Raw genomic sequence first — 12,733 nt, forward strand, 5'->3', positions numbered from 1 at the left:
AGACGATTCAAGATTTGTTGCGGTCTGAAATGACGTTTCGGGTTCGATCGGATGAACCGGAACCTCCCAACTCCCCAATCGCGTCGAGGAGCCTGAACTTATCCTTTGCCTGCTGACACTCGTTGGCGAACGACAAGGCGCACAGGAAACGGCAGCACTGGCCGCACCTTGACAAGGGCGGCCACGCTCGGTAAGTTCATTATATAGCACATGTTCAATATATTGAACAAGGAAAAAATCACGATGAGCGGCCGGGGCGCGGAAAGAATTTTGGACCTGATCGAGTGGCTGGCGTCGCGCAGCGAAGCAGTCTCGCTCGCCGAGGTCGTCCAGGCCCTTTCCCTGCCTAAGAGCAGCACGCTGCTTCTGCTGCGCACTCTTGTTGAAGCCCGGTACGTCGCCCGCCAGACCGACGGACGCTACCTGTTGATCCGGCTGCCGGGTGAGCCGTCGGAAGCAAACAGCGGCTGGGGCACGATCCTGCGGGTGGCCGAGCCGATCCTTCGCGAAACGGTGGCGGCGATCGAGGAGACCGGCTTCATCGCCGTGCTGACGGACGAGCGGCAGGTCCGCTATCTCAACAAGATCCTGCCCATGCGCGAGATCCGCTATGACCGCGATATCGCCACACAGCGTGTCGCCCACTACGTCGCAAGCGGACTGATGCTGTTGTCCGGCCTGACGGACCAGGAGCTCGAAACCTATCTCGGTCACTCCGTGCCAGCCGAAGACGACCCCGATGCCATCGCCGAGCGCGTCAGCGCCGGGCGTCGGGAAGGCTATGTCGCCAATCTCTACGGCCGGGTCGAGGGTGCCGCCGGCGTCGCGGCGCCCATTCGCGATCCCGACGGCCGCATCGTCGCCGTCGTCAACATTTCCGGTCCGCGCGAGCGGATCGCCAACAATCTCGATCGCGTCACCGAGGCGACGGTCGAAGCCGCGCGTCGCGCAAGTGAGGAGCTCTCGCGACGCATTTTCAAAAATGGGAAAACCCACGGGAGGAATTGATGTCCTATTTGAAGAGAGAGCTCGCCGGTTGGCTGCTGGCCGCATCGGCGATGGTCTCGACCAGCGCCTTTGCCCAGGAGCCGAAGCTGCCTGAGTACTATCCGGCCGATTACGGCCAGATCGTCGAAGCCTCACGCAAGGAAGCTGGCCTCGTCGTCTACTCCAACATGGCCGACAACAACTGGCAGCCTGTCATCAAGGGCTTCAACGAACTCTATCCCTGGATCAAGATCGAGACGCTCGACCTCGGCTCCGGCACCGTGCACACCCGTTGGGAAGCGGAAGCTGGCAGCGGTGCGCGCACCGCCGACATCCTGGTCTCCGGCGCAAACGACCGCTGGGCACGTTATGGCAGCGAGAGCCGCATGCTCGATTATGCCAGCCCGGAAACCGAACGCCTGCCGGGCTTCGCCAATCCCTATCCCGGCATCTACGTGATGTCGGCGGACCCGCTCGTCATCACCTACAATGCCGCGCTGCTGCCGGAGGGCCAGCGCCCGACCGGTTTCGCCTCGCTCGTCAAGGCGGCAGCCGCCGACAAGGCGACGTTCGACGGCAAGATCACCACCTATGACGCCGCCCGCAACTCCTTTGGGCTTGCTGCCTGGTGGAAGACGCTGCAGGTCAAGGGCGACGACGGCTGGAAGGGCTTGCGCGAAATCGGCCCGATGATCCGCGGTGAAGTCTCAGGCGGCCCGATGAACGAGAAGATCGCCACCGGCGAATATCTCGTCGGCATCGCCGTCTCCGGCATCACCATCTTCCCCCGCCTGGAGCAGCCCGGCGGCGAGATCCTCGGCTTTGCCTTCCCCGATGACGGAACGCCGGTCATGCTTCGCGGCCTCGGCATCCCGAGCGAGGCGGCCAACCCGAACTCGGCAAAACTGTTCGTCGACTATCTGCTCAGCCAGAAGGGCCAGACGCAGGTCGGCAAGGGCGGACTGACGCCTTATCGCGAGGACGTCGAAGAAGCCGAGGTTCGCTACACCTATCAGGCGATCGCTGCCAAGGTAGGCATGGAAAACCTGATCGCCGTCGGCTTCGACAAGGCGATCATCGATGACGCTGCGGGCTTTGCCACCAAGTGGACCGCCGCGATGGCCGGCAACTAACGGGCCTCGACTCAGCAACCGTCGGCCGCGATACGGTCGGCCGGCGGTTCCTCTGCCCTCATTTTCAACTCTACGAAGCCTGACGACCGTCTTTCGCGTTCGCGGACGGCTTTCGAGGACTATTGCCATGACCGAGCTCACAGCAGGGTCGGCACCGAGCGCCACGCGTGACCGGTCGACCATCACCTTCTGGGCCGTAAGCATCTTGACCACGATCCTGGTGATCGGGCCGATTGCGCCCATTATTCTCCAGGCCTTTCTCGACCGGCCGCTCTACAAGCCCGACGCCGTCGTCACCGCCGGCAACTTCGTTCGCCTGTTCACCGAGGCGGGCATGGGCAAGATCGTGCTCAACACGCTGTTCTTCGCCGTCGTCACGATGGTCGTTGCCCAGCTGTTCGGCTCGGTTATGGCCGTCATCGTCGGCCGCACCGATCTGCCCGGACGCAAATGGATCGGCGAGATCCTGATCTGGCCGCTTTTCGTCAGCAACCTCGTCATGGCCTTCGGCTGGTTCACCATGTACGGACCGTCGGGCTATATCACCCTCGCCTTCAAGGCGAGCACCGGACTCAGCCCGTGGAACCTCTACAGCCTGACCGGCATGAGCATCGTTGCGGGCTTGAGCCAGGCGCCGCTCGCCTATCTCATGTGCATCGGCGCCGTCACCAAGGCCGATGCCCAGCTGGAAGATGCTGCCCGCTCGGCCGGCGCCAGCCCGATGCGAGCGCTAATCAGCATCACCGTACCGATGATGCGGCCGGCCATGGTCTATTCCGCTGTTCTGAACTTCGTCATCGGCATCGAGATGCTGGCAATCCCGTTGGTTTTCGGCGGCCCGAGCGGCATTCATACCGTCACGACCTTCCTCTATGACCAGGGCATCAACGCCGCGGTGCAATCCGACTACGGCATCGTCGGCGCCGGCGCGGTCATGCTGCTTGTGATCGTCGGTCTGCTCGTCTGGCTGCAGGGCCGGTTGATGAAGGACAGCGGTCGCTTCGTCACCGTGCGCGGCAAGGCCTCCCGCCCCTCGCTCGTCGACCTCGGACACTGGCGCTGGGTCGCATTCGCCGCCGTCGCGGCCTATGTGCTCTTCACCATCGTCGCCGTCTTTGCGGGTATCCTCATGCGCGCCAGCGTCAGCTTCCTGACGCCGCTGGTCCCGTTCTGGAAGCTACTGACCCTTGCCAACTTCGAGCTGATCTTCAATCAGCCGGGATATGTCAGGGCGATCCTCAATTCCGTCGTCATCTCCTTCCTCGGCGGCATCATCGGCACCGCCTGCGTCGTGCTCATCGCGCTTGTCGCCAAGCGTTCCGAATTCCGCTTCCGCCGCGCGCTGGAATATGTCGCGCTGTTCCCGCGCTCGCTGCCCGGCATCATCGCCGGCCTCGGCTTCTTCTATGCCGTGGTCTGGGTCCCGGGCCTCGACATGATCCGCGGCACGATCTGGATCCTGATCGCCGCCTTTGTCGTGCGCTACATTCCGATCGGCTTCGGTGCGATCGCACCGGCGCTGTCGCAGATCGGTGAGGAGCTTGACCGCGCCTCGCGCATTTCCGGCGCCGACTGGTGGACGACGGTGACGCGCATCGTCCTGCCGCTGTTGAAGCCGGCGCTGTTTTCCAGCTTCGCGCTGCTCTTCATCCACTTCTTCAAGGAGTATGTGACGGCGGTCTTCCTCTATCAGCCGGGCTCCGAAATCATCGGCTCGACCATGCTGCAGCTCTATGCCCAGGGCGACAACGGACCCGTCTCCGCCCTTGCCACCATCCAAGTCATCATCACGGCCTTGTTCGTCTTCATGGCGCGCCGTCTGCTGGGAGCCAAGATCTATGGCTGATCTCATCCTCGACAACCTCTCCATCAACTACGGCTCCTACAAGGCCGTCAGCGAAGTCTCGCTGACCATTCCGAAGGGCGAGTTCCTGACGCTGCTCGGCCCCTCCGGCTGCGGCAAGTCGACGACGCTTTTTGCAATTTCCGGACTGAACCACGCGACATCGGGCGCAATCCGCATGGGCGACCGCGTGCTCTTCGACGGCAAGACCAAAACGGTGGTGCCGCCGGAACAGCGCAACATCGGGCTCGTCTTTCAAAGCTACGCGCTTTGGCCGCATATGTCGGTGGCGGAAAACCTCGCCTTCCCGCTGAAACTGCGCAAGATCGGCCGCGCCGAGCAGGACAAGCGCATAAAGGAAGCGCTTGAACTGGTCGAGATGGCCAAATTCGCCGAGCGTTACCCCTTCGAGCTTTCCGGCGGCCAGCAGCAGCGCGTGGCGCTCGCGCGCGCACTCGTCTATCGACCGGGCCTGCTTTTGCTTGACGAACCGCTGTCCAACCTCGATGCGAAGCTGCGCGAGCGCGCCCGTGTCTGGTTGCGCGAGCTTCAGGAACGTCTCGGCGTCACGACCGTCTACGTGACCCACGATCAGGCGGAAGCGCTTGCGGTTTCCGACCGCATCGCGGTGATGGACACGGGGCGTATCCGCCAACTTGGCACCCCGAAGGAAATCTACGAGACGCCGGCCGATGCCTTCGTCGCCGACTTCATCGGCTCCTCGAACTTCCTGACAGGTACCGTGGTCGATCGCGCCGCCGGCATCGCCAATGTTCGCCTCGAAGACGGAACGATGATCAAGGCGAACACCGGCCGGAACGGTGCTGACGAAAAAGTCGTGATTGCCGTGCGTCCGGAGCGGCTGCAGATCGTCGGCAGCGCCGGTGAAAACGTCGTACAGGCAACCGTTCAGGGCGGCTCCTATCTCGGCTCCGTCTATCAGTACGAGCTGACAGGCGCCGGCAGCACCTTCCGCGTCCAGACTGCGCGCGAGGTCGCCGACAAGCATGTCTTCGTCTATGTGCCGCCGGAAGCCTCGACGCTGTTTGCCGCGCAATCCCGGCCGCAGGCCTGAGCCCTTAAACGCGGAGCACCTCATGACCAAGGAACCCAAAAGCTTCGACGCCGCCGCCAAAGGCCCGCTTGACGGCATTCGCGTCGTCGATCTGTCGCGGCTGGTCGCGGGCAACATGCTGTCGCTGCAGCTCGGCGATTTCGGTGCCGACGTCATCAAGGTGGAGCCGCCGGTCGGCGACCCCTTGCGCGACTGGCGCGACGGCGGAAGCTCGCTCTATTGGAAGACCTATGGCCGCAACAAGCGCTCGGTCATGCTCAACCTTCGCGAACCGGCTGCGATGGGTGCCATGCTCAAGCTGCTCGACACGGCGGATGTGTTCATCGAGAACTTCCGCCCGGGCACGCTCGAGGAGATGGGCATGGCGCCGGAGACGCTGCTTGCCCGCAATCCCGACCTGATCGTCGTGCGCATTTCCGGCTTCGGTCAGACCGGTCCTTACGCCACCCTGCCGGGGTTCGGCACGCTGGTGGAAGCGATGAGCGGATTTGCCGCCCGCACCGGCTTTCCCGATCGGGAACCGGTACTGCCGCCGTTGGCACTCGCCGACATGATCGCCGGCATCTACGGATCTTCGGCTGTCAGCATGGCGCTGCTGGCGCGCCAGCGCGGCACGGCGCGCGGGCAGGTCATCGACCTGTCGCTGCTGGAGCCGATGTTCTCGGTGCTCGGACCGGAGGCCGCGATCTACAAGACGACCGGCAAGATCAAGGAACGGGTCGGCAGTGGCTCCAACACGACATCGCCACGCAACGTCTATCGATGCGCCGACGGCAAATACGTCGCGCTGTCCGGCTCCACCCAGGCGGTTGCCAAACGTATCTTCGAGATCATCGGCCGTCCCGAAATGATCACCGATCCGCGCTTTGCCACCAATACCGACCGGGTCCGCAACCGGCCGCTGGTCGACGAGGCCGTCAGTGCCTGGTTTGCGACGAGGGAGCGCGACGACGCACTCGACGTCATGCGCCGGGCCGGTGCAACGGTCGGGCCGGTCTACAACATCGCCGATGCCTTTAGCGACGCGCATTTCATCGAGCGCGAGGTTTTTACCGAAGTGGAGGATCGTGAGCACGGGTCGCTGCCCATGCACAACATCCTGCCGCGGATGTCGGCGACCCCCGGCGTTTGGCGCAACCCGGCACCGGCGCTTGGCGAAAACACCCGCGACGTCCTCAACGAAGTCGGCCTGTCGACCGACGAAATCGACCTGATCATGGGGGGAAGAACCGAATGATGCTGCGCTCGCTACTTTATGTTCCCGGCAGTTCGCCCCGCTTTCTAGAAAAGGCCCACGAACGCGGCGCCGATGCCATTATCATCGACCTCGAGGACGCGGTCGCCGCCAACGAGAAGGACGCGGCAAGGGTCGCTCTTGCTCGAACCGTGCCGATGGTTGGCCAGCGCGGCGCTGCGGTGATCGTGCGGATCAACACCCATGACGAAACGACGATGCTGGCCGACGCCAGTGCGGCCTGCGAGGCCGGCGCACTGGCGCTCTACATTCCCAAGGTGTCTTCGCCTGAAGTCCTGCATCAACTCGATCGGCACCTGGAGCCGCTGGAATCGGCCGCGAACCGGCCGCCGATGCGGTTTGCGCCGCTGATCGAAGATCCCGCGGGATTGCTCAACGCCACGTCGATCGCCACAGGCCCGCGGGTCTTCGCCTTGTCGGCTGGTGGCGAGGACCTTGCGACATCCATGGGCGCCCAGCCGACGCCTGAGGTTTTGCGCATACCGAAGCTGATGATCCACTACGCCGCGAAGGCCGCTGGCGTCCTCTCCTTCGGGCTGCTGCGCAGCACGGCCGACTATGCCGACAAGGAGGGATTGGCTGCAGCCATAAGGGAAGCCAAGGACTTCGGTTTCGACGGCGCCACCTGCATTCACCCGAGCGTGATCTCGCTGCTGAATGACGGCTTCTCGCCTTCCGCGGAAGAGCTCGACCGCGCCCGACGGCTGATTGCCGCCGCCGATGCCGCCGCACTGGCCGGGATCGGTGCCTTCACCTTCGAGGGCAAATTCGTCGACCTGCCGATCGTCACGCGCGCCCGCGGATTGCTGGCGCGCACCACGGGCTGATCCAACCGCCCGGCGACCCCGCATCTATCCTGGAGAACAGAGTGTCCGACTTTCCAGCTGCCGAGAACCATACAAACCGCAAATGGCGCGTCCTTGTAACCCACAACAGGATTGCCGAGAGCGCCGTCGCGCTGCTCAACGCCCATGACTGCGATGTCTTCTTTTCTCCACCCTACGACGCCTCGGATGTCGTCGCCCGACGCGCCGCCGATCTCAGCGTCGACGCGATCATGGTACGGCAGGGCCAGATCAACGAGGCTGTCATTGCCGCGTCGCCGAAGCTGAAGGTCATCGTCAAACACGGCGTCGGCGTCGACAATGTCGACATCCAGGCGGCCGCCGATCGCGGCATCCCGGTGCTGCGCTCGATGGGTTCGAACGCGCGCGCAGTCGCCGAACACACGATCGCGCTGTCGCTGGTGCTGATCAAGGAGATCGCACCGCTGACCGCGGCGGTGAAAAGCGGCCAGTGGCCGAAACCGACCTTCATGGGACGCGATATCGCCGGTACGCTCATGGGCCTCATCGGCTTTGGCTCGATCGGCCGCGAGACAGCGGCCATGGCGCACGCACTCGGCATGGACGTCATCGTCTACGATCCGCATGCCGCAGCGACACTCGCTCAGGAGAACATAACCGCCATCGACGACGTCGACGAGCTTGTCGCCCGCGCCGACATCGTCAGCCTGCATTGCCCTTTGACGGCGGAGACTCGCCACCTGATCGATGCCCGTCGCCTGGCGCTAATGAAGCCGACGTCCTTCATCGTCAACACCGCCCGCGGCGGCATCGTCGACGAGGCGGCGCTCGCCGTCGCCCTGCGCGACAGGCGTATAGCGGGTGCCGCGCTCGACAGCTTCGCAGCCGAACCGCCGGCTGCCGACAACCCGCTCTGGGCCTCGCCGCTGGTGCTGGCGACGCCCCACATCGGTGGCGTCACCCACGGCTCATCGAAAGCGATGGCCGAAATTGCCGCGCGCCACATCATCAGCGTCCTCAACGGCCAAGCGCCTGATGCCTTCAGCCTTGCGACTCCGCAGAGCCTCGGCCTGCGCAAGGCGACCGCCTGAAGCTTTCCCGGGAAACGCGAGGCGGATTTCCGCCGGGAAATGCATGAAAACAACGAGATAGAGCGTTTCTACGACCCCGCTTAACCGGAACGCTCGAGAGTTCCAGAAGGAAGACCACATGCCCATCGGTTTCAGAGTAAAGAACAGCATGGAGCGTATTGACGCTTCCTATGTCGAGGCCTTCCGCGTCCTGCCCGTCGCCAATGTGTCCGACAGCATGTCGCGGCTTGTCGCCGGCGGTGATCGGCTACGCCCGATGCATAGCGGCGGCGTGCTCGCCGGCCCGGCGCTGACGGTCAAGACCTGCCCGGGCGACAACCTGATGCTGCACAAGGCGATCGACATGGCGGCGCCCGGCGACATCATCGTCGTCGATGCCGGCGGCGACACGACCAATGCGCTGATGGGTGAACTGATGCTGGCGCATGCGGTCAAGCGCGGCGTCGCCGGCTTCGCCCTCAACGGCGCCATCCGCGACGCCGAAGCCATCCGCGCCCAGCCCTTGCCGCTCTATGCGCTTGGCGTCACCCATCGCGGCCCTTATCGTACGGGCCCGGGCGAGATCGGCTTCCAGGTTTCCATCGCCGGAATGGTCATCAATCCGGGCGACCTGATGCTCGGCGACATCGATGGTATCGTCTGCGTGCCGAAGGCGGATGCCGAAGCGGTCCTCAAGGCAACCCGGGCCAAACAGGTTGCCGAGGCCAAGCAGATGGCGGCGACGCTTTCTGGAACGATGGACAGGTCCTGGGTGGACCGGGAACTTGAGCGGCTGGGCTGCGCCCTGGTCGACTAGCCTGCTCGATCAAAAGGCGGGTTCCCCACCCGGTCGTTTCACGACGATAACTGCCCGACCGTTTCAACAACGCAGTGATCGACGTGGCCGCCAGCCGGTTGTCGGCCAAGCGCCCCGTTACGCGGCGTCTGCGACGCCCGTGCCTTCCGCCATCAGAGCCTCGTGGACCCGCCGGTCTAGACGCGACCTAACAAAAGCTGCGCGACTTACAGCGCTCTGGCACGAATGCCCCTATTTTGGCCAGTTCCTCTCTCGAGCGAGAAGGTCGGCAGCCGTAGTGTCTGCCCATGCCGACGTTAGATGTCGCGAGGGAGCCGACGATGAAAAGGACGCTACTGCCTGTTTCCTTAAATCCCATTCGATTTAAGGATGAAAGCATGCAGCAATTCAAAGTGCTACAGCGACCTTTGCGCGTCTAATATGCCGCGCGGCGCTGTAGATACCTACATCGCCGACGCCAGTTCCTGCTCGTGGCAGCAGCCCTGGCCGCCACTGGTGCAACAGCGAGGAGCAGGGCCATGGCCGAGGAAACATCCAAGAATGTCGTAGGCGGCAACGGCGTCACCATCGCCACGGGGACCTTTGGCGATCCCTTGGCCCCGCCGGTGCTTTTGATCATGGGTGCGATGGCCTCGATGATGTGGTGGCCCGACGAATTCTGCCGCAAGCTGGCGGCAAGCGGGCGCTATGTCATCCGCTACGACAACCGCGATACGGGGCTTTCAACCAAATATGCCCCCGGCAATCCTCCCTATTCGATGGAGGACATGGCCGGTGATGCAGTTGCCGTGCTCGACGCCTGTGGCATTGCATCGGCTCACGTCGTCGGCATGTCGCTCGGCGGCATGATCGCCCAGATCCTGGCGTTGTCCGCTCCGGAACGGTTGTCGTCGTTGACGCTTGTCAGCACCACGCCAATGGGACTCGAGCTTGAGCTTCCACCGATAAGCGCTGACTATATGGAACACGTCGCTGCGGCCGAAAGCGTTGACTGGTCGGATCGGACACAAGTGATCGATTTCATGACGAAAGACGCCCGCATGGTCGCGAGCACGGCCCACCCCCATGACGCGAACCGGATCCGTGCCTTCATCGAGCGGGATTATGATCGCTCGGGTGGCCTACTCTCCGCCACGAACCACTTCATGCTTCAGGGCGGCGACACTGTCAAAGGCAAGCTCAAATCGCTCGAAGCGCCGCTGCTGGTAATCCATGGCACCACCGACCCGATCTTCTCGGTCGAGCATGGGATGGCCATTGCCGATGCCGTGGCCGGCTCCGAATATCTTCCGATCGCCGGCGGCGGGCATGAACTTCACAGGGACGATTGGGGTATCATCATCCCGGCCATTGTCAGACACACGGACTAAAGCCAGGAAAAGTGCGAGGCGGTTTTCCTGGAAATGCGCAAAAACAAAGAGATAGAGCGTATCTGCTACCTCGTCGAAACCAGATGCGCTCTCGGTGAAGACAGTATCCCGCCTGCACAATATCCGTCGAAAGTACGCAGCGCCGACAACGCGTGCTGCGTGCTCTCGCCGTTTGGCGATGAGACAGCGAGGCGCCTGCGCCAACATCAAGGTCCGCGCTGATGAACGTCACCGACAACGGGTTCTGTTGCGGGCAATATCTCGCCTGATTTCCTTGAGCGTGTGTCGCAACTCGGCAAGAGTGCCATCATCGCTGAGAGCGGTGCTGGTGCACTCGAGAAAATCGAGCTTGAGCTCCAGCTCGTCGTGTCGTTCGATCAATCCGGCCAGTATTCGAGACGTGCGCATGTCATACCCATCAAACGTCGGCGCCGTCATGGGTGGGCGCGGACGTCAAGATTGCTTCGCGGTCTCCGATACCCCTCCTGTGCGACAGTTTGTTGAAGCGTGAGCGCTTTCGCCTCGAACCGTTCCTTCAATTGAAACGTGCATGCCCATAGTCTGCGCGCCGATCCGGCCATATATTCGCGGCGGCGCTCACCCAAATACGTCCCGGTGGTTGCTTGGCTGAGCGAAAACCGAAAACGCGCAAGGGAGATGTTTTGATGTATTACGCCATCCTCGCCTATCACGAAGAGGGAGTGGTCGAATCCTGGACCGAGGAGGAGGACGCGGCCCTGATGACCGACCTGCTCCAGGTCAATGACCGCCTCGTGCGGGAAAAATCCTTGGGGCCGGCGGCACGGCTTGGCCCCACCCAGCATGCAGTGACGCTGCGAGGCAAAGGCGAGGGCATTGTCATCGACGGCCCCTTTGCCGAAACCAAGGAACAATTGCTCGGTCTCTACGTCGTGGATTTTCCAACGCTTGAGGCAGCCGTTGCGGCAGCCCGTGATCTGCGTCGTGCTAACCCGACGGCCACGTACGAAATCCGGCCGATTTCGCTTTACCTTCCCGGCGCGTCATTGGGTTTCAAGGAAGAATAACCGTAAGCATTGACTTACAATGAAAACGGAGCTCTGCGATATGGAGAGCCCGTTCTTCTTGCGTCAGCCGCTGCTCAAGCGACCTCGGCCCTGCCGGCGACGACACGGTTCCAATCGTCCTGCCGCAGCCGGAAGCACATCCACGGCGACGGCGTGCCCGAGAGGTCCAATATCGCGTCATAGACATGTGCCGCACCGAGCTTGGCAGTCGCCTTTTGCGAACGAATGTTTCTCGGCGCGATATGGAACCAGACTTCCGGATAGGTACCGAAGGCATGGCCGAGCATCAGCCGCTTCAGGTCGAAGTTGGTGCCGCCGCCCCAATAGGCGTTGTTGAGGAAAGTAAAACCGATCGAAATGCTGTCCGGCATGTCAGGTGCGACGTAGTAGCGGGAGCATCCGATGATCTTGTCGTTTTGCCGATCGATCGCCACGAGCGTCGTTTCGCTTGCAAGCAACAACGCGAAGTAGGGCTCGAACTTCTCCCGCTTGTAGCGATCCGTTGCTGGATGCCCTGCCCAGACGTCGGGATGGCTTGCTGCGGAGTAAAGGCCCTCAAGGTCTTTCGGCCGCAGCGGCCGGAGCCGAATGGCTTCGCCGCTCAATGCCGGCTGTGGATCGAAATCACTTCTGAACATGTTTTGTCTCACGATGATGATGGAACGGGGATCATGTCCGCAATTGCGCGGTCGAAATCGCGATGACTTTCCGAAAGGCCGTTCCTGACGCCCATCCTGTCCGGCTCGGGGCGGTTCTGGCTCAGCTTGCGTTTGCCTGCCAGATGCGTGATCGGCATTCGAATACCGACGATGCCGCGCAATTGCGCTGCGATATAAGCCGCAGGCGCATCGCTGACGGCCCACGGTTTTGCGGCCGCCGCCTCGTGGAGATCAGTGAGCCGCTTGACGACATCGAGCAGCCGGGCCGGATCATCGAAGAACTCGACCGGGCCCTTGGCTTGAACAGCAGTGTAGTTCCATGTCGGAACCACCTTTCCATGCTCGGCCTTCGCTGCATACCAGGCCGGGGTGATGTAGGCGTCGGGACCCATGAAGACAGCGAGGCCATCGCCGATTACCGGCGTTTGCCACTGCGGATTGGGGCGGGCGAGGTGGGCATACAGCGTACCCATCTCTCCCTCCTCTGCGTCGAGCAACATCGGCAGCGGTGTCGCCAAGGGACCCTGCGCCGTCGCGGTGATAAAATTAGCGATGCGGCATGCCCGCATCATCGCGTGTATTTCGCTGGTGTCGTCGACCACAAAAGCTGGCGGCGTGTACATGGAACTCTCCTTGAACTTCGCGCAGCATCGGCGTTAACTGGCACAAAAT

The 12,733-nt window shown here is 62.7% G+C and carries 13 protein-coding genes; 10 read left to right on the forward strand and 3 right to left on the reverse strand.

Annotated features, from left to right (window positions below; all coding sequences use genetic code 11):
* The first annotated feature begins 243 nt into the window (after window positions 1-243).
* From C6558_RS31455 to C6558_RS31495, 9 genes are all read left to right on the forward strand, one after another.
* On the forward strand, window positions 244-1,008 hold the full coding sequence (locus C6558_RS31455; RefSeq protein WP_057224383.1) for an IclR family transcriptional regulator: 765 nt from the start codon (window positions 244-246) through the stop codon (window positions 1,006-1,008).
* Complete coding sequence (locus tag C6558_RS31460) at window positions 1,008-2,120, forward strand: ABC transporter substrate-binding protein (protein WP_057207611.1); 1,113 nt, start codon at window positions 1,008-1,010, stop codon at window positions 2,118-2,120. Before C6558_RS31455 ends, C6558_RS31460 begins: the two co-directional genes overlap by 1 nt.
* Before the next feature lie 127 nt (window positions 2,121-2,247).
* A complete protein-coding gene (locus C6558_RS31465) occupies window positions 2,248-3,966 on the forward strand; it encodes an iron ABC transporter permease (RefSeq protein ID WP_107028127.1) in 1,719 nt (572 codons plus the stop codon).
* The gene (locus C6558_RS31470; RefSeq protein WP_057207613.1) at window positions 3,959-5,038 is read left to right on the forward strand and encodes an ABC transporter ATP-binding protein; all 1,080 of its coding nucleotides are present in this window, start codon (window positions 3,959-3,961) and stop codon (window positions 5,036-5,038) included. Before C6558_RS31465 ends, C6558_RS31470 begins: the two co-directional genes overlap by 8 nt.
* 22 nt (window positions 5,039-5,060) lie before the next feature.
* Entirely contained in the window at window positions 5,061-6,275 is a 1,215-nt protein-coding gene (locus C6558_RS31475; RefSeq protein ID WP_025429507.1) for a CaiB/BaiF CoA-transferase family protein, read from the forward strand.
* Window positions 6,272-7,120, forward strand: coding sequence for a CoA ester lyase (locus tag C6558_RS31480; RefSeq protein WP_025429508.1), 849 nt, complete (start codon window positions 6,272-6,274; stop codon window positions 7,118-7,120). The genes C6558_RS31475 and C6558_RS31480 overlap by 4 nt, the downstream gene beginning before the upstream one ends.
* Window positions 7,121-7,161: 41 nt before the next feature.
* Entirely contained in the window at window positions 7,162-8,190 is a 1,029-nt protein-coding gene (locus tag C6558_RS31485) for a hydroxyacid dehydrogenase (protein WP_107028128.1), read from the forward strand.
* A 118-nt stretch (window positions 8,191-8,308) separates the two neighbouring features.
* Window positions 8,309-8,986 carry an RraA family protein gene (locus C6558_RS31490; protein WP_025429510.1) on the forward strand — a complete coding sequence of 226 codons (678 nt, stop codon included), beginning with the start codon at window positions 8,309-8,311 and terminating at the stop codon, window positions 8,984-8,986.
* 518 nt (window positions 8,987-9,504) lie between these two features.
* Complete coding sequence (locus C6558_RS31495) at window positions 9,505-10,356, forward strand: alpha/beta fold hydrolase (RefSeq protein ID WP_107028129.1); 852 nt, start codon at window positions 9,505-9,507, stop codon at window positions 10,354-10,356.
* Window positions 10,357-10,584: 228 nt separating this feature from the next.
* Here C6558_RS31495 and C6558_RS31500 read toward each other — a convergent pair whose 3' ends face one another.
* Complete coding sequence (locus tag C6558_RS31500) at window positions 10,585-10,794, reverse strand: hypothetical protein (RefSeq protein WP_025429512.1); 210 nt, start codon at window positions 10,792-10,794, stop codon at window positions 10,585-10,587.
* Window positions 10,795-11,021: 227 nt separating this feature from the next.
* Between C6558_RS31500 and C6558_RS31505 the strand changes: the two genes are divergently transcribed.
* Entirely contained in the window at window positions 11,022-11,402 is a 381-nt protein-coding gene (locus tag C6558_RS31505; RefSeq protein ID WP_025429513.1) for a YciI family protein, read from the forward strand.
* Window positions 11,403-11,476: 74 nt separating this feature from the next.
* Here the strand turns inward: C6558_RS31505 and C6558_RS31510 are convergent, their stop codons facing one another.
* Both C6558_RS31510 and C6558_RS31515 read right to left on the reverse strand, forming a co-directional pair.
* Window positions 11,477-12,040 (reverse strand): GNAT family N-acetyltransferase, encoded by a 564-nt coding sequence (locus C6558_RS31510; protein ID WP_025429514.1) that lies wholly within the window; start codon window positions 12,038-12,040, stop codon window positions 11,477-11,479.
* Window positions 12,041-12,048: 8 nt separating this feature from the next.
* Window positions 12,049-12,684 (reverse strand): FMN-binding negative transcriptional regulator, encoded by a 636-nt coding sequence (locus C6558_RS31515; protein ID WP_025429515.1) that lies wholly within the window; start codon window positions 12,682-12,684, stop codon window positions 12,049-12,051.
* Window positions 12,685-12,733: the final 49 nt, after the last annotated feature.

Source organism: Ensifer sp. NM-2 (assembly GCF_003024455.1).
Taxonomy (GTDB): domain Bacteria; phylum Pseudomonadota; class Alphaproteobacteria; order Rhizobiales; family Rhizobiaceae; genus Ensifer; species Ensifer canadensis.